General features: G+C 55.6%; 14 protein-coding genes. 6 read left to right on the top strand and 8 right to left on the bottom strand.

The features are described 5' to 3' along the window. Window positions 1–247: 247 nt before the first annotated feature. From LVD10_RS06295 to LVD10_RS06265, 7 genes are all read right to left on the bottom strand, one after another. Complete coding sequence (locus LVD10_RS06295) at window positions 248–595, bottom strand: hypothetical protein (RefSeq protein WP_237062484.1); 348 nt, start codon at window positions 593–595, stop codon at window positions 248–250. A gap of 137 nt (window positions 596–732) precedes the next feature. Beyond that, window positions 733–1,218 (bottom strand): hypothetical protein, encoded by a 486-nt coding sequence (locus tag LVD10_RS06290; protein WP_237062481.1) that lies wholly within the window; start codon window positions 1,216–1,218, stop codon window positions 733–735. A 102-nt stretch (window positions 1,219–1,320) separates the two neighbouring features. Next, a complete protein-coding gene (locus LVD10_RS06285; protein ID WP_237062479.1) occupies window positions 1,321–1,458 on the bottom strand; it encodes a hypothetical protein in 138 nt (45 codons plus the stop codon). 323 nt (window positions 1,459–1,781) lie between these two features. Further along, window positions 1,782–2,540 (bottom strand): GIY-YIG nuclease family protein, encoded by a 759-nt coding sequence (locus LVD10_RS06280; protein ID WP_237062477.1) that lies wholly within the window; start codon window positions 2,538–2,540, stop codon window positions 1,782–1,784. A gap of 322 nt (window positions 2,541–2,862) precedes the next feature. Further along, window positions 2,863–4,677: an ATP-dependent nuclease gene (locus LVD10_RS06275; protein WP_237062475.1), complete on the bottom strand. Its 1,815-nt coding sequence runs from the start codon at window positions 4,675–4,677 to the stop codon at window positions 2,863–2,865. A gap of 604 nt (window positions 4,678–5,281) precedes the next feature. Continuing rightward, window positions 5,282–6,223, bottom strand: a complete 942-nt coding sequence (locus tag LVD10_RS06270; RefSeq protein ID WP_237062472.1) for a DUF4747 family protein — start codon at window positions 6,221–6,223, stop codon at window positions 5,282–5,284. Between the two features lie 49 nt (window positions 6,224–6,272). Continuing rightward, complete coding sequence (locus LVD10_RS06265) at window positions 6,273–8,054, bottom strand: DUF885 domain-containing protein (protein WP_237062470.1); 1,782 nt, start codon at window positions 8,052–8,054, stop codon at window positions 6,273–6,275. A 383-nt stretch (window positions 8,055–8,437) separates the two neighbouring features. Here LVD10_RS06265 and LVD10_RS06260 point away from each other — a divergent pair, with 383 nt between their 5' ends. Together LVD10_RS06260 and LVD10_RS06255 are read left to right on the top strand one after the other, a co-directional pair. Then, the gene (locus LVD10_RS06260) at window positions 8,438–9,454 is read left to right on the top strand and encodes a SphA family protein (protein WP_237062468.1); all 1,017 of its coding nucleotides are present in this window, start codon (window positions 8,438–8,440) and stop codon (window positions 9,452–9,454) included. Window positions 9,455–9,510: 56 nt separating this feature from the next. Then, a complete protein-coding gene (locus LVD10_RS06255) occupies window positions 9,511–10,092 on the top strand; it encodes an LOG family protein (protein WP_237062466.1) in 582 nt (193 codons plus the stop codon). A gap of 24 nt (window positions 10,093–10,116) precedes the next feature. Here LVD10_RS06255 and LVD10_RS06250 read toward each other — a convergent pair whose 3' ends face one another. Beyond that, window positions 10,117–10,923, bottom strand: coding sequence for a hypothetical protein (locus tag LVD10_RS06250; protein ID WP_237062464.1), 807 nt, complete (start codon window positions 10,921–10,923; stop codon window positions 10,117–10,119). Between the two features lie 144 nt (window positions 10,924–11,067). Here LVD10_RS06250 and LVD10_RS06245 point away from each other — a divergent pair, with 144 nt between their 5' ends. From LVD10_RS06245 to LVD10_RS06230, 4 genes are all read left to right on the top strand, one after another. Continuing rightward, the gene (locus LVD10_RS06245; protein ID WP_237062462.1) at window positions 11,068–11,709 is read left to right on the top strand and encodes an RNA polymerase sigma factor; all 642 of its coding nucleotides are present in this window, start codon (window positions 11,068–11,070) and stop codon (window positions 11,707–11,709) included. Next, the gene (locus LVD10_RS06240) at window positions 11,696–12,184 is read left to right on the top strand and encodes a FecR/PupR family sigma factor regulator (RefSeq protein WP_237062460.1); all 489 of its coding nucleotides are present in this window, start codon (window positions 11,696–11,698) and stop codon (window positions 12,182–12,184) included. Before LVD10_RS06245 ends, LVD10_RS06240 begins: the two co-directional genes overlap by 14 nt. Window positions 12,185–12,338: 154 nt before the next feature. After that, window positions 12,339–15,254, top strand: coding sequence for a TonB-dependent receptor domain-containing protein (locus LVD10_RS06235; RefSeq protein ID WP_237062451.1), 2,916 nt, complete (start codon window positions 12,339–12,341; stop codon window positions 15,252–15,254). A gap of 87 nt (window positions 15,255–15,341) precedes the next feature. After that, window positions 15,342–16,847 carry an SLC13 family permease gene (locus LVD10_RS06230; RefSeq protein ID WP_237062449.1) on the top strand — a complete coding sequence of 502 codons (1,506 nt, stop codon included), beginning with the start codon at window positions 15,342–15,344 and terminating at the stop codon, window positions 16,845–16,847. The last annotated feature ends 27 nt before the right edge of the window (window positions 16,848–16,874 follow it).

The raw sequence follows: 16,874 nt of genomic DNA, 5'->3' as shown, positions 1-16,874 counted from the left end.
GATCGGGCATATAAGCCCAGCAGAGTATGAGCGCAAATGCGCCTAGTTAGAGTGTCTACTTTTTGTGGGTAAGACCATAGCCAGAAATCACGTCTGCGGTGAGGGCAATTTTCAATGATCAATACCATTCCGGCCGACTCGGAATGGCCTACAGTTAATTATTCAATTGGTGGGCGACATTTTCTATTTACCCTGACTCAAATTATCCATGATGTCTCAGCAATCTTTAGCAATTTGTTTTGATATTTCAGCCAAATGGTCTGTTTTTCTGCGACCATAATTTAGCCCCTAGTCGACTTTGGGATCTCGTGCCTTTCCAGACATTTTTAGCTTTGCAGTCAAATAATTCCTCTGCTATGAGATATAGGGAATTTGCAATTCCCTTTCTGCGGTGCTCTTCTAAGACCTCAATGTTATTGCAATGAAGACCACTCTTCGATTTTACAAACTCCGCCTCAGCAATTTTTGCTCCGTTAAAAATAACAAAAAAATCTTTACCCTCGAAGCCGTGACCTCTACGAGACTCATAGTGGATGGAATAATCTGGATCAAATAGATCCGAATATTTCCCTTTATACTCAACCATATTTAGCATTGATGTGATTTTCGTTTATCGTTGGGTATTTTGTGCGCGAAACATACGAAAATAGGAATGAAAGCCCTGCGTATAGCAAGCAAAGATTAACAGTCTATTTAGCGGGTGTCCTTGTTATTGATAAGTGGCGCAGCATATCAAACAGTGCTTTGGCCTGCAGGGGTTCCCGCCGCAGGTGGCTTGCTGCCTTGACTTGTTATGTTAATAAGCTGATCTAATTCTTCCGGATTTTTTAGATATAGGCGCACAGTGTCTAGTCGGTTAAGGCCTTCATTAGAAAGTCCAATATCTTCCCGAATCGCTTGATAAAGTTGGTCAATTGAAGGGAATAATTGATCACTGCAATCTACAGCGACAACTCTATAGTGCAGATACGCCCTCAAAACATTTGGGCCTCCCCAGAGGAGGATACCATTTTGAAATTTTTCAATTTTGTCGAGTATTTGCTGCTGACTCAGTGGTTTTTTCTTATTTTCAGGATTTCCGCCCTGCATGAAAGCAGAAACCATATTCACAAACTCAAGATACATGGCCACTTTTCTTTCGCGGTGAGATTCTTCGATTTCACGTTCACGTATCTGTTGTTGCACCTCCAACTCTCGCTCTCTAATTTGTCTCTGCACTTCTAACTCTCTCTCGGAGATACTTCTTTGAGCGTCAATTTCCCTTTTTTTCCCGCTATACTGATTTATAATTGCCAGAACAATTCCTGTTACCAACGTGCCCTAAACAGTCACTATTGCTGCAGCCACCTTTGGATCAGTATGGGCAATTTCAGGTAAGAAGCTCACCGATGCTACCCAGGCAGTAGCGCCAGCGAACGCACTAAATAAATATGCAACGTATTTCTTAATTTCTTTCATCTGTATTACATAATAAGGAAAATAGTTTATTAATAATCCACGTCTGATGCCGCATATTCGAAGGCTGCTTATTCCCTCAGCCTACTCTCTAACACTTGGCAACGCAAACCGAAGTCATCTACGGGAAGCCATGTAATAGATGGGTGTCCTTTAATTCCCATATGCATAAGTAATTCCATTATTCATAGCATATTGTAGAGCAAATTATTCATTTGTGATTTCAGAACTTTGCCTTCAGCCATCTAAAACTTTACCGTTGAGATTATGGATAAGTAAGAGCTAACTTCTATGTTGGAAACATTATTGAGAAAGACTATTTTTTATTATGGAAACGTAACATTCATACATCTTACATATCTACTTAATCCTTCGCTTCTCCACTGAACTAGCCTACCACCTGACTCCATAATAGATCTTCTTATAAATAGATAGAATACGCCAACAGATTCTCGAGAAAATGTTTCAGTTCTCCCATCGAATCTTCTTCGCGGCCGGTAAGATTTAAATTCTTTCTTAAGCTCAAGTTCCAAATCCAGCGCAAATTGACCATCTTCAAAGCACCACCATTCGACGAGTTCATGTTTGTAGGGTGAGTCTATATTGATTGCTGCTGTTCGCTTTTCCGGCCAGTCATTAGAGATTCCAAACTTGAAGAACTTTTCCCCCTTTCCTTTAACACCTTGAAGGTACAAGAAAGTAGGCAAAGAAATATTAATTCCTGTCTTGGACTTATAGTAGCTTTTCCCATCAGGATAGAATGGTGGTAGTGAGTCACCTTTCCATTTGCGAAATTCTCCTTCGGGAAGAGTTTTTGTCGTGCGACCTTTCTGCTTTAGTAAACAACCACAAGATTTTGTCTTTCCATGCCTTAAGTTAGCCCCGGCAGTCCTAAAGTAAGATCCACAGTCACACCTGCAGAACCAGTATCGATGACCCTTTACGTTACCAGCAAACTCAACAACGATTAGTTGGCCAAAACGGCTACACCTGAGATCTGAAAGTCTCCTGGTACGCGTATCTCTTGGATAGAATACCTTTAATTTATCAATCTCATCAGGTGCGTATTTTTTGGACCTGGCCAATGCCTTATGCCTCTCTATTGTGCACTACTAATACGGGTTCAAATTTTACCTCAGATCGTTTTTGGGGTCCGCTAGCTCTTTGCTAACCGGGCAATCTTCCTTAAGCATTTTGGGTAACCTGACCGCTTTAATCAAAACTACGACTAGGCTCGAATTGTTTGAGAGGCATATCGCGTCAAAATTTTACTCTGACCCCAATTTTTCAATTATTGTTAATTACGCGGAACTCCTCAATTGGTGGTTGTCCTTTTTATTCCAGAATCTCTACGTGTTCTGTCACACTAAAATTTTACTCTGACCCCAATTATTTGTAGGTCATTTACTATTTATCTGGAAATAGATAAGCAACAATATCTTTTATAACCGGTTCCAAAACCGAGAACCTTTCACGAAACTCTTCATCAGGCCTCTTGGATAAAAACCTTGCCATTGGGGCCTTACCTACTTGTTGGAATACATGCGTAACAAAAATTTTCCAATCTTCTTCAAGATGGTCTTCTAACTTTTCATCCCCTGTAAGTATTTTATCGTTTAGCGGAGAAGGTATCACGTCAGAGAGCCTTCTTTGCTCGAGGTGCCCGCGTTCTTTTGCCCACATCCAAGCTTTTTTGTCATATAATGTCTCTAATACAACAGGTATTTTAAAACTTGCTTTCAGGACTGGTCGAATATGTGTCGGCTTCGGCAATTTAAAGCATTTAGCCGACTTAATATTATCAGAGATTTTATTCCATTCGTCTGCAGCTCTTTTTGCCTCAGCATCTAAATCCAAAAGGCCCGCCGCTCGCGGAAGTTCAGGATGATGTTTTGCTCGACTGCGCCAAGACAGAAGCATATCGATAACATATAAATGGCCTCCAGAATCTCGAGTTTCCACATCTATTTCTTTTGAGTGGACGGGAGCAAATACGCTCAGAGCTTTTTCTAAAATTAATTTATCCGACGGCCCTTCAACAAACAGCTTTCGTCGATTCGCCCTGGCCATGGCTTCAACTTCTGCTTTTGCCAACTCTTTCCGTCGAACTTGATCCTCAAGCTCGGCTACCATTGGCGCAAACATTGCGGTCGTCCCCATACGCTCATCTAGATTAGTCAGCTCTTGAGTTTCTTTAGTGCCATCCTCTCCGAAAGTATGATACATGTGATGACATGAGATCTGACTTTCGTCCTCACGTTGCTTCAGATGAAGATTGTAAAACACTGGAGAATGTGTCGTTAAAAAGACTTGAGCTATTCCATCATTTGCGAACTCCCAGAATTGGTCCGCAAGCTCAACTGAACTTAACAGCTCCAGGCTATTTTCCGGCTCCTCATAGCCCCAGATATATGTATATGGTTGAGCGCCTCTACCTTGAAGGCTACGCTTTTTGTCAGCCATAAATTTTAAAATAAGGGGAATATGGCGAGCCTTAACACCATCACCGCGGGCATCTAGTGATATGTTTTGCTTATTACTAAGGAAGTCTAGGCTTTCGAAGATATGACTAAGGTCTCTAGGCAAAGCTAATCTCGACTGAAAACCCAATGAGCTCGTTATCTGTGCTGTTAAATCTTGTAATTGATTGGAAATCGAACGCTCAAAATCATGACTAGAATCACGAAATTCGCGGTCAGCTACGTCAGCAATGACATCGTAAATACTTGCTCTGAGTTCTGAAAAGTACTCAGGATCTTTAATAGCAGGTACATAGACGTAGTTTATATTTCTTAATAATGAGTGAACGTTCGATCTTTCCGGGATCTGCACATCTTCCCATGATATTCCGCCTCGTGGTCCGGCCACCCTACGCCGCCCGACATACTTATTAAAAACCTGCCCCCCAGAGCGCCACCGCTTTTCCCATAAAATCACATCGCCGTTCACCCTGCGGTAATTATCTGGAAGTATTAATTCAATTTTTATTGAAATTTCTTTTGCCCGACGGTTAGGTTTATTATGTATATTGTGATCAACTGAAAAATTAAAGTAATTTTCTTGATCTGTTTTACCATTAAAGAATAGGTTTAGCGCCCGAAGTATGTTGGATTTTCCTGAGTCGTTCTTCCCAACCAAAACAGCTAATCGTGCTGGGTTGATTGATAGATCGCGAGCTGAACGGAAGTTGTGGATATCTATTTTGGTTATTTGAATGCTCATAACTATTTTTGGAACTAGGTAGTATTTATGATCTGGGCAACATCATTGGCAATAATATTTAGTCACTTTAAATCTTGAGATTACGTTTTGAGGCTATTCTGGATATAATTATGATTAGACAGCTTAGCTCCGACTAATTATCGCGCGATATTCGTTAGAGATAATGAATCCCCGAAATTGAATTGCAGCAATGTACACGCTTAGTGCTAAGCATGCGATACGAATTGATATAGCAGAGGCCCACAACCAATTGAACGGGTCTTCGCTACTAACGGGAAAAACAAGAGAAATTCCATGTGCAATGCGCTCAGATACTAATAGACCAACTACGGAAAACGCATTTACCAGAATCTCTCTCTTTAACCCGTTCAATTTATCTACTACGACATTGTAATTGCGCTTACCAATATTCTTTTTATCTGCGGCGACATCTTTCGAAATGCCATCGATATATGCATATAGAGCATACGATAGAGTACCCGTAATCATTGCAATAACAATGAAAGCGGATAAGAGCTCTTCAAATATTGGTGCTGCAAGACTTTCTAAGTAATAAGTCGCTAAAAGAGTTAAGCTAAACGCAAATGTAAATATAAGAAGAAACCTAGTCATCACTTTCGCCGCGAGAGAGATATTCAGATTTACCTACTACCTGAGCAATCAAGCTTGCATCACTTGTTTCTCTTCCTGGGGCGGGAAAACCGGTCTCTAACTCAAGCTGGCCTTCATTGTGAATTTCTTCCTCAGTTGGCACTGGTAATTCGACTGAAATTGCAGCAGTTTCACTTGTATGTTTCTTCTTTCCTCCCCGGGTCCCTTCGGTTACAAGTGTCCATTTGCCTTCCCCCTCGGCAGCGTAATCAATGTAGTCGGCAATAGGTTCTTTTGGAACCTCTAGTTTCCCTGACTCATTTTCAAGCGCTAAAGTCATTTCATCCTGACCATATAATTTTTTCAGCTCTTCCAGTGCCTCCCGCGCCTTTTCATTTGTGCGAAGTATATTTGGGGATATCAGCCTAATTTCCAGTCTATATATTTTGCTGTGAGATTTTACTACGGACCAAAATTCTGCGGTCTTAGTTTTTGGCTCTACAAAGACTCTATGATTGTATTTTGCCAATATAGGCTCTCGAAGACCGGCCTGTATAGCGTTTCCGATTTGGGATTCCGTTCCAAATTTCCAGTCTTTTTGAACAAAAATAAATTGCTCTTGCAAGTCAAAAACCGCCACAAGTGGGATCCAGTCATCTGCCTCATGTTCAACAATGTCTCCGGGTATCTTTTCTCCGACATGTGCGGTTCTCAACTTTGCAACCTTACCAACGATATATCTCCCTGCTCGGAACTGAGTTTTTTCAGTTGGCTTCACCTCGGAAAAACCGACGAATGCATAGCGAACATTGTTGCGCACGAATTCTCGGTCACCAATGAGCGCGACTCTAACAGCAACCCCTTTGGGTTCCGGTAGTGGCGAGGAGTCAATACTTTCTTGAGCCTCTTGCACCAGTGAGTATCTAAGTACAAGAAATTCTCCTGTGTGTTTCATACTGTTACCATAAAACTTATATCGCCAATTTCGCTAGGTCAGCCTTAGCTTATATTTTTTGGATAGTCCGGAAGATTTCTAATTCCAACATCCCCATCGGCAAAGCCCCATTAGCCAAAACCGCATCATGGAATTCACGCAGGTCAAACTCGTCCCCAAGCTCCTTCTCAGCCTTCTCACGTAACTCCCGAATCTTGATCTCCCCCATCTTGTAAGACAGCGCCTGGCCCGGCCAGGAGATGTAGCGGTCTACCTCGGCGCGCACGTTGGCTTTTGACAGGGAGGTGTTGTCGGCCAGGAAGTCCAGTGCCTGCTGGCGGGTCCAGCCCTGGGAGTGGATGCCGGTGTCGATCACCAGGCGGGCGGCGCGCCACATTTCGTAGCTGAGGCGGCCGAAGTGTTCGTAGGGGGTGGTGTAGATGCCGTCCATCTCCTTGCCCAGGCGCTCGGAGTAGAGCGCCCAGCCCTCGCCGAAGGCACTCAGGTACAGGCCCTTGCGGAATTCCGGCACGTTTTCCAGTTCCTGGCTGAGTGCGCCCTGCAGGTGGTGGCCGGGCACGGCCTCGTGCAGGGTCAGGGCCGGCAGTTCGTATAGCGGGCGCTGGTCCAGGGCATAGGTATTCACCCAGTAGGCGCCGCCGCGGGTACCGCCGATGGCTGCGGGGTTGTAGGAGGCGGTGGTGTAGTTGGGGGCGATGGCGTCCGGTACCGGCACCACGCCGTAGGGCAGGCGCGGCAACTTGCCGAACAGGGCCGGCAGGCGGTAGTCGATCTTCTTGGAGATATACGCCGCTTCCTTCAATAGTTCTTCCGGGGTCTCGGCATAGAACTGTTTGTCGGTGCGCAGGAATTCGGTGAACTCCGCGAAGCTGCCGTCGAAGCCGCTCTGCTCGATCAATTCGTCCATTTCCGTGCGGATGCGCTTTACTTCCGCCAGGCCGATCTTGTGGATCTCGGCCGGGTCCATATCCAGAGTGACATAGGTCTTGATGCCGTGGCGGTAGTAGTCCTTGCCGCCGGGCAGCTGCTCGGCGCCGATGCTGTCGGTGGCGGCCTGCATATAGTCGCCCTCCAGCAGGTCGGCCAGGCGCGCGAAGGCCGGGGTGGCCACCTCGTCGATGGCTTTCTTGCCCTCGGTGCGCAGGCGCTTTTGTTCTGTGGCCGGAATGGAGTCCGGCATTTTCTCGAAGGGTTTGTACAGGCGGCTCTCGGTTGGGTCGTCGTACACCTGGGCGCGCACGGTGGGGGCAATGCCCTGCACCACAATCTTCGGCTGCACAAAACCGTCCTTTATGCCCTGGCGCATATTGGCGATGTTCTCGTCAAAGTAGCGGCCGAAGTCGCGAATGCGGGCGATGTAATCCTCGTAGGCTTTTACATCGTTCATGGCCAGGCCATCGTTGGCCTCCACGGCGGAGTTGTAAAAACCGTAAAAGGTATTGAAGGGGATGCGGTCGAGGAACAGCTGGTTGCCCTCGATGGAGTTTTCCAGCACCCAGGCCAGCAGGTCGCGGTTGATGCGCTGGTCCTGGCTCAGGTCATCGCCGTCTATCTGCTGCAGGCGCTTGAGGAATTGCTGCTCGGCCTTCAGGCGGCGGGCGCGGTCCTCTGCGGTGACGCCGGGCAGGCGGTCGTTGTAATCCGGCACGCCCATGCGCCCGGCCATGATCGGGTCTTCCCGCAGGCTGTACTGCCAGTGCTCGTCGATGATTGCCTGCAGTTGCTCACCGGCATCTGCCGCGCGGGCGCTGGTGGCTGTGGCCAGGAAGAAGGTGGATGCCAGCAGGATGGGCAGGAAGTGCTTCAGACGCGCCCCCAGGATGCTCGCCATAATACGCTCCGCGATTTTTATGCATTGTTGTTATCGGGCCGGCGCCCTTTATTGTGATGCTGCTTTTAAATGCAGCTTTGTGACGCAAGCCACGAAACTCTACCACGTGTGTCGCAGGAGTGAACCGTTGGTCGGCAGTTTTCGATTACACGACATTGCACCGGCGTGCCGGTTTAATGACGCGCCATTGGGCGGCAACGCCCGTGGGGCCGCTGGCGCTTAACGCGCTATTTGCGACTAACCCCGCGCCGGCAATGCCGCAGTTCGCGGTTGGTACATGGGTGCGAACTAGACTTTCCTGAGTATCTCGCCACGGTTAGTGGGTCAGTGCCCACATACCGGCGGTGAAAGAAACGACGGGCAAGGAAGTCGGGGAAAGTGCTATGCAGGGAATTAGCGGTAAAGCTTGTGCGTTGGTTGCCGGCACCCGCCGGGGCGCGGTTTTGTGGCGCCTGTGGGCGGCGCTGGCATTGCTGGTGGCGTCCGGCGCCGGCCACGCCACCGAGGGCGGTATCGGTTACTACGTGCCGGGCTCCATGGCCACGCTGATCGACCGGGCGCCGGTGCAGCAGGGCTGGGTGATCAAGCCCCAGTACATGCACTACAGCGGCGATTTCGCCGCCGGGGCGGAAACCCCCATCGCCGGCCTGGTGGCGCTGGGGCTGGATGTGGAAATCGATGCCTTTGTGCCGGGCCTGCTGTATACCTTCGAGAAGAAAGTGCTGGGTGCCGACTACACCCTGGGCGCCTTCCCCTCCTGGGTGGATGTCACCGTCACCGGTACGGTGGAGACCCCGCTGGGCAATTTCAGCCGGCGGGATTCCGTGTCCGGGCTGGGGGATACCACCCTGGTGCCGGCGTTGATGGCCTGGGAGGACGACTGCTGGCAATACAATTTTGCCGCCTTTGCCCACGCGCCCACCGGCGATTACGAGGCCGGCCGGCTGGCGAACGAGGGGCTGAACTACTGGGCGCTGGACCTGGTGGGCGGCGCTGCCTACACCAACCCCACCGCGGGCTTTAATTTCTCGGCGTTCGCCGGGGTGATGTTCAACGAGGAAAACGACGATACCAATTACCGCAGCGGCCGGCTGTTCCACCTGGACGCCAGCATCCAGCAGATGATCAAGGCCGGTAGCGGTTTCCTGACCCTGGGCCTGAACGGTTTCTGGGCCGACCAGATCAGCGACGACCGCAAGCCGGGCATCATTATCCAGGGGGACTTCAAGCAGCGCACGGCGGGCATCGGCCCGGTGATTGGTTATATGGTGCCCAAGGGCAGCGAGAATTTCCTGGTGGAACTCAGCTGGCTGCCGGAACTGGATACCGAGAACACCCCGGAGGGGGATTATTTCTGGCTGAAGGTGGTGTACCAGTTCCAGCCGGGGGCAAACCGTTGAGGATGCGGGCACAATAGGCGCAGTGCCCAATCCATCAACGGGGAATGAATAAAAGCATGAAGAATATCTGTGTTTACTGCGGTTCCAGCCCCGGGCGCCTGCCCGAATACCGCCAGGCGGCCGAGGCGCTGGCGGCGGAGCTGGTGGCGCGGGATATCGGGCTGGTGTACGGCGGGGCCAGTATCGGCGTGATGGGCGCGGTAGCCGATGCGGTGCTGGCCGGCGGCGGCCGCGTGACCGGCGTGATCCCCGAGGCCCTGGCGGTGCGCGAGGTGCCCCACCCCAGTGTCACCCAGATGCATGTGGTGGGCTCCATGCACGAGCGCAAGGCGATGATGGAGCAGCTCTCCGATGGCTTTATCGCCCTGCCCGGCGGCCTGGGCACCTTAGAGGAGCTGTTCGAGATCCTCACCTGGGCGCAACTGGGTTTCCACCGCAAACCCTGCGGCCTGCTGGATGTGGCCGGCTACTTCCAGCACCTGGCCAGTTTCCTGGATCACTGCGTCAATGAACAGCTGCTGCAGCCCCAGTACCGCAATATGCTGCTGGAGGCGGACACCCCCGCGGGCCTGCTGGCCAGGATGAACGACTATAAGCCGCCGGCGATGGACCAGCGCCTGACCCGGGACGAACTGTAACCGCAGCCCGGGCGCCCTGCCCGCTCAACCCCGCGGCCGCTCCCAACCCGACTCGATAAACCTGGCCATGGCCTGGGCCAGCTGGCTGAAGCGCTGCGCCTCGATCTTGCCGGCGGACGGCGACAGGTAGGTGGTGTTCACCTCCACCTGGATGGCGGGCACCCCCAGGGCGGCGACAAATTTAGTGATGGTCTGGTTTTTTGCCGCGGCAAAATAATTGCCGGAAATATTCAGGATGCCCTCGTTGCGCAGGCTGGTGACCAGGCCCTGTTGCAGGTGGCCCTGCCCCAGCAGGGATTCGCCGTGCATGGTGCCCAGGTCGATATCGTAGGGGCGGAAGGCGTGGCTGCCGTGGATATCCAGCACATAGCGCGGCTGTAGTTTGCGCACCAGGCCTGCCAGCGCGCGCTTGAAGGCGTTGTCGTCGTGGTAATTGGGGTCGGACGGCCCCTCTTCGGTGGTGTAGACCACATGGGCGCCGGTGAGCTCGGCCAGCGCCAGCGCCAGTGCGGCGGTGCCGCCGCCATCAGAGAAGCGCCGCTTGCCGTTGCGCAGCGGCCGGGTGGCGTGGGGCGCGGTGATCACCACCGGGATGCGCCCGGGCACCACCCTGAACCAGGGCGCGCCCGCCGCCAACAGCTCGCCTTCACGGGCATCCAGCTGTTGCTGCACTTCGATGGCGCGGTACACCAGCGACGGCGCCACCATGGCGCGCTGCAGCGGCGCGGCGGTTACAGCGGCGGCGGCCCGATCGGGCGCGGCCGGTGCCGTTGCCGGGGAACCACACCCCCACAGTGACAGGGCCAGCAGGAGTGTAAGTACATACTTCATTTTGTGGTTCCCTTTCGACCGGTGGCCTGTTTTTGTCCACAGATCGGCTTGTGGATATCTACAATCCCCGCCAGCCAGCATGCTACTATCCGGCGATACCAGCGCTGGTGCGCGCTCCGATACTATAAAAATGAAAAGGCGCCCATGTCGAAAAGTTTCCTGTCCAGGTTCCTGCTCAATCCGTTTTCTGGCGGCAAGCCCGCGTCCCGGCAGGCGCCGGACGTCGAGCAATTGTTCAATGGTATTCACGCGGAAACCCGCGAGCCGCTGCTGACCAGCCTGCGCCGCATGCTGGAACCCGCCCAGGCGGAGGAGGTGCTGCAGGAGGCCTACCTGAAACTGCTGCTGGCACTGCGGGAAGACCGCGCGCCGGAACCGCGCGCCTTCCTTTACCGGGTGGCCCGCAACGAGGCCATCAGCCGCCTGCGGCACCAGAAGGTGGTGGAAGAGCGGGGTGCGCAGGTGCAGCTGGCCATGCCGGCGCACCACGAGGCGGTGGAGAGCCGCATCAGCCGGGAACAGGAACAGGGCGCGCTGCTGGCGGCCATCAATGCCCTGCCCCTGAAATGCCGGCAGGTGTTCGTGATGCGCAAGATCGATGGCCTCAGCCACGGGCAGATCGCCGAGGTGCTGGGCATTTCCACCAAGACGGTGGAAAATCACCTGGCGCGGGGCATGCGCCTGTGCCGCAACCATATTGTGGCAGGCGGTTTGCATCCCGCTACTGGTGAAACCACCAATACCCAACAGGTACCGGCCAGGGAGGGAAAAGTTGCAGCTGGATGAGTGGCTCTGTATCGGCATCCCCGACGAGGTGCAGGAGCAGGCATCGGCCTGGCTCGCGCGCCTGGACGCCGACCATGTCTCGCTCGACGAGCGCCAGCGCCTCTCCAGGTGGCTGGACGCGGACCCGACCCACCGCTGGGCCTTCGATGAGCTGTCGCAGCTGTACGCCCGCGCCGCCACCCTGTCCACGGTGCGCGCCCGGATCGATGCACCCCGGGTACTGCTGTTCCCGCAGCCCGCGACACCCCGGGCCCCCTCCCCTTCGGCACCGCCCGCAGACACTGCCGCTGCCGCCAACGCGCCATCATTCCGCCAGCAATGGCAACCGGTGGTGGCCATGGCATTGATCGCCATCGGCCTGGTCCTGTCCCTGGGCCAGCCTCCCGCCTCCCAGCCCCGGCAGTCCGCCGAACCGGCACCGGCCCACTACGCCCAGCCGCCGTCAATTGAGCAAAACCTGATCAGCGCCGATTGACCAACTTTTTTTCATTATCCCGTTAGGGGATTTTGCCTGCCCATGCGTTGAGCCAGTTAGAGGTAATTCTGCCGGGCCAGTCCCGGCCTGTACGCGACTCTAACAAGATCCCAATTCAAACAATAAGGGAATGCCAACCATGAGCAGAAAAGCGATGAGAGACCCCCGCAGCAAAAAATCACTGGCGCTGCTGTCCGGCATGCTGATGAGCCCGCTGGCACTGGCCATCCAGGGCCAGGCGAGTGACGACACCACAGCTGCAACCGAAAACCAGTCACTGGAAGAGGTAACGGTGGTGGGTACCCAGATCAAGGGTGCCCAGATCAATGATGCCCTGGCGGTATCCGTGATCAATGCCGAGGATATCGAGACACTGGGGGTCGACTCCGGCGATGAGCTGCTGGCCCTGATCCCGGAAAACGGGCAGAACTACTTCAACGAAGCCGAGAACATCAGCGGTGGCGTGAACTCCGCGCGCGGCGACATTGGCGCTTTCAACCTGCGCAACCTGGGCACCGGCAATACCCTGGTGCTGCTGAACGGCCGCCGGGTGGTGAATTCCGCGGCCTACCAGACCGAGGAAGTGGGCGGCAGCTTTGTGCCGGTCACCACCGTCAACTCCAATATCCTGCCCACCGCCGGCCTGCAGCGTGTGGAAGTACTGCGCGACGGCGCCTCGGCGATTTACGGTGCCGATGCCGTGGCGGGTGTGGTCAACAGTGTGCTGAAGAGCGACTTCGACGGTTTCAGCGTGTCGGTCAAGCATTCCGAGTTCGACAACTTCGAGCGCGATACGCAGAAACTGAGCATCGAGTGGGGCGAAAACTTCAACGAGGGCCGCACCAATGTGAGCGCCTTCTTCAGCCACTACCAGCGCGACCGCATCGCCGCTTCCGAAGACCCGCGCTGGGCCGACGCCGACCTGCGCGAGCGTATCCCGGAAAACTCCCCCTGGTTCGACGACACCGCCTTCCGCAACAACAGCGCCAACTCGCTGTACCCGCAGCTGGATATGCCCAGCGGCAGCATCGACGGCATTACCGACAGCCGCGGTGAGCTGGAGACCTACCCGGTGGGTGACGAGCGCTGCGAATACGCCATCAACCAGTATGTGTGCGGCGCGGTCGACGGCCAGGGCACCGAGCGCTACAACCTGAACGAGTTCCGCGATGTGAGCTCGGAGCTGGAGCGCAGCAACCTGTTTGTATTCCTGAACCACGACCTGGGCAACGGCATGGAGAGCTTCTCGGAGTTCGGCCTGTACCGCTCTGCCACCACCATGTCCCGCCACCCGACCGCTTCCTTCTCCACCTCGGAGCTTCTGTTCCCGGCGGAAAACCCCTACAACCCGTTCGGCGAGGACTTCATCCTCGACAACTACCGCTTTGCGGAGCTGCCGCGCATCGTCGAGAACGACGGCGACAACTTCCGCCTGCTGCAGGGCCTGCGCGGCGACCTGGGGGACTGGGAATGGGAAACCGCGGTACTGTGGAACCGCGACGAGAAAACTGACGTGACCCGCAACCGCGTGTCCAACACCCTGATGCAGGAAGCCCTCAACGATACCACCGAGGCAGCCTACAACCCGCTGAGCGGTGGCGTGGACAGCAATATCGAGCGCGCGCTGATCGATGTGCGCCGCGACAGCGAGAGCGAACTGAAGAGCTTCGACGTGAAGTTCTCCAACAATGGCCTGTTCAGCCTGCCGGCCGGTCCGGTGGCGGCGCTGGCGGGCTTCGAGATCCGCGAGGAATCCTTCGTCGACGACCGCGATGATCGCCTCGACGGCACCATCCAGTTCACCGACCAGGACGGCGATACCTATCCGTTTGTCTCCGACGTGGTGAACTCCAGCCCGACCCCGGACAACAGCGGCGAGCGCACTGTCACCTCCCTGTTCGGCGAGCTGCAGGTGCCGGTATTCGATAACTTCGACATGCAGCTGGCGCTGCGCCACGAGGACTTCTCCGATTTCGGTGATGCCACCGTGGGCAAGGTGGCCTTCGGCTACCGCCCGGTTGAGCAGCTGCTGCTGCGCGGTTCCTGGTCCGAGGCGTTCCGCGCACCGAACCTGGTCACCATCAATGAGGAGATCATCGCCCGCAACAGCTCCACCACCGACTGGGCCTGCGTCTATGCGGCCGAGAACGGCGGCGACCCGGACCAGGATGTGCTCGACTGCAGCTACTCGATCCAGCGTATTGCCCAGGGCAGCGATGAACTGGAAGCCGAGCAGTCCACCAACACCTCGCTGGGCCTGGTGTTCACCCCGCTGGACAGCCTGACCGTGACCGTGGATTACTGGTCCATCGAGAAGGAAGACACCATCGGCCTGTTCGGTGAGGAAAACCACACCCTGCTGGACCTGTACTACCGCCTGCAGAACGGCACCGCCAACTGCGGCTCGGTGGGCAACACGGCGGTGAGCCGCGGTGAGGTGGATCCCGACGAGGCGGGCTTCTACGAGGCCGCCGGTATCTGTGCCGCGGGCAGCATCGACTCGGTGAACGACCGCTATGCCAACCTGGACACCCGCACCCTGGCCGGTTACGACGTGGGCATCTACTACGACCTGTACACCGATATCGGTGAGTTCGGCCTGAAGTACAACGGCTCCTTCACCACCCAGTTCGAGCAGGATGCCGGTGGCGATGCGGCGGTACTGGTGCAGGCGCAGCAGAACGGCGATATCCCGGTCAACTACCCGGTCGCCGGCTTTGCCGACCTGATCGGCAAGAACGGCAACCAGGAAGAGCGCCACTCGGTGCAGCTGAACTGGCGTTACGACCAGTTCGGTGCGTCCCTGAGCGGCTTCCGGATCGGCGACTTCTACCAGGATTCCCTGACCCTGGAAGACGGTACCCGCTACGTCATCCCGTCGATGACCACCTACGATGCCACCGTCGACTATCGCTTCGACTACGCCGGCGCGAGCAACCGTGTGCGCTTCGGGGTCAAGAACCTGACCGACGAGCGCGCGCCGCTGGCCGACCGCTACTTCGGTTACTTCTCCGATGCCCACAGCGACTACGGCCGCTATTACTACCTGAGCCTGAAGTCCAGCTTCTAAGCCAGGCACTGGCAAGCCGGTTTCCCGCAGTGCACTATTGCGGGAAACCGGCCCCGCCAATTCGCGCATATTCCCGAGGTAAATTCGATGAGCAATACTCCCGACCTTGCCCATTCCCAGCCCGGCAGTGGCGCCGGCATCCAGCGCCCCGGCTACCAGGGCATCGGGCTGCTGCTGGGGCCGGCACTGTTTGTGCTGATGATGCTGTTCGCCGACGTGCAGACCACCATGAACCCGGTGGCCTGGAAGGTGGCGGCCATCGGCCTGTGGATGGCGGCCTGGTGGGCCACCGAGGCGGTCCCCGTGCCCGTGACCGCGCTGCTGCCCATTGCCACTTTCCAGCTGGTGGGCATCAGCACCATGAAGGAGGCCACGGCCCCCTACGCCAACCCGATCATCTACCTGTTTATGGGTGCCTTTGTGCTGGCCCTGGCGGTGGAGCGCTGGAACCTGCACAAGCGCATCGCGCTGATGATCCTGAGCCGTACCGGCACCGATGGCCGGCGCATGATCGGCGGCTTTATGCTGGTGTCGGCGCTGCTGTCCATGTGGATGACCAATACCTCCACCACCATGATGCTGTTCCCCATCGCCATCTCGGTGACGGCGATCATTGTGGAAAATGTGGAGGGGCTGTCCGAGCGCGCCCGCTCGCACTTCCAGACCGCCATGCTGCTGGCGCTGGCCTACGCCGCCACCATCGGCGGGCTGGCGACCCTGGTGGGCACCCCGCCCAACGCGCTGCTGGCCGCGTTCCTGGCCGATAACTACGGTATCGAGATCGGCTTTGCCCGCTGGATGCTGATCGGCGTACCGGTGGCCGCCGTGCTGCTGCCGCTGGGCTGGCTGCTGCTGACCCGCTGGGTCTACCGGGTGGAGATCCCGGAAAACGCCGAGGTAAAGGCGCACCTGCAGGAACTGAAAGCCGAGCTGGGCCCGATCTCCAAACCCGAGGCAAGGGTCGCCATCATCTTTGCGCTGGTGGTACTGGCGTGGATGCTGCGCCGCCCGCTTTCATCGACTTTCGGCCTCGAGGGGCTCTCGGACGCCGGCATCGCCATGGCCGCGGCCATGCTGCTGTTCCTGGTGCCGAGCGGTGACTCCAGGCAGGAGCAACTGATGACCTGGCAGGACGTCAGCCGGCTGCCCTGGGGCGTGCTGGTGCTGTTTGGTGGCGGCCTGGCCCTGGCCTCACAGGTGTCCGCCTCGGGCCTGGCGGCCTGGCTGGGCGAGAGCCTGTCGCTGGTGTCGGCGATCGGTGTGATTGCGCTGGTGGTGGCAGCCACCGGGCTGGTGATTTTCCTTACCGAGCTCACCAGTAACCTGGCCACCACCGCCACCTTCCTGCCGGCGGTGGCGGCCATCGCGGTGCAGGCCGATATTTCCCCGCTGCTGCTGTGCGTGCCGATCACGCTGGCCGCCAGCTGTGCATTCATGCTGCCGGTGGCCACGCCGCCGAACGCCATCGTCTATGCCTCGGGCATGCTGACGATTCCGCAGATGGTGCGCGCCGGTGTGACACTGAACCTGCTCAGCCTGGTGCTGCTGGCCATTGTCGCCACCCAGTGGGCGCCGCGCGTTCTGGGCCTGTAAGCGTTTGCGGGCGCCGGGGTGTTGTTC

The sequence above is a fragment of the Microbulbifer zhoushanensis genome (assembly GCF_021729055.1).
GTDB classification, from domain to species: domain Bacteria; phylum Pseudomonadota; class Gammaproteobacteria; order Pseudomonadales; family Cellvibrionaceae; genus Microbulbifer; species Microbulbifer zhoushanensis.
The sequence above is the reverse complement of the archived record's forward strand: the minus strand, read 5'-3'. Positions and strand labels throughout refer to the sequence as shown.

Excerpts from the sequence above, each read along its gene's own strand:
- LVD10_RS06255 (WP_237062466.1), top strand. The coding sequence starts at position 9,511 with ATGAAGAATATCTGTGTTTACTGCGGTTCCAGCCCCGGGCGCCTGCCC.
- LVD10_RS06250 (WP_237062464.1), bottom strand. The coding sequence starts at position 10,923 with ATGAAGTATGTACTTACACTCCTGCTGGCCCTGTCACTGTGGGGGTGT.
- LVD10_RS06285 (WP_237062479.1), bottom strand. The coding sequence starts at position 1,458 with ATGAAAGAAATTAAGAAATACGTTGCATATTTATTTAGTGCGTTCGCT.
- LVD10_RS06265 (WP_237062470.1), bottom strand. The coding sequence starts at position 8,054 with ATGGCGAGCATCCTGGGGGCGCGTCTGAAGCACTTCCTGCCCATCCTG.
- LVD10_RS06270 (WP_237062472.1), bottom strand. The coding sequence starts at position 6,223 with ATGAAACACACAGGAGAATTTCTTGTACTTAGATACTCACTGGTGCAA.
- LVD10_RS06230 (WP_237062449.1), top strand. The coding sequence starts at position 15,342 with ATGAGCAATACTCCCGACCTTGCCCATTCCCAGCCCGGCAGTGGCGCC.
- LVD10_RS06235 (WP_237062451.1), top strand. The coding sequence starts at position 12,339 with ATGAGAGACCCCCGCAGCAAAAAATCACTGGCGCTGCTGTCCGGCATG.
- LVD10_RS06260 (WP_237062468.1), top strand. The coding sequence starts at position 8,438 with ATGCAGGGAATTAGCGGTAAAGCTTGTGCGTTGGTTGCCGGCACCCGC.
- LVD10_RS06295 (WP_237062484.1), bottom strand. The coding sequence starts at position 595 with ATGCTAAATATGGTTGAGTATAAAGGGAAATATTCGGATCTATTTGAT.
- LVD10_RS06245 (WP_237062462.1), top strand. The coding sequence starts at position 11,068 with ATGTCGAAAAGTTTCCTGTCCAGGTTCCTGCTCAATCCGTTTTCTGGC.
- LVD10_RS06275 (WP_237062475.1), bottom strand. The coding sequence starts at position 4,677 with ATGAGCATTCAAATAACCAAAATAGATATCCACAACTTCCGTTCAGCT.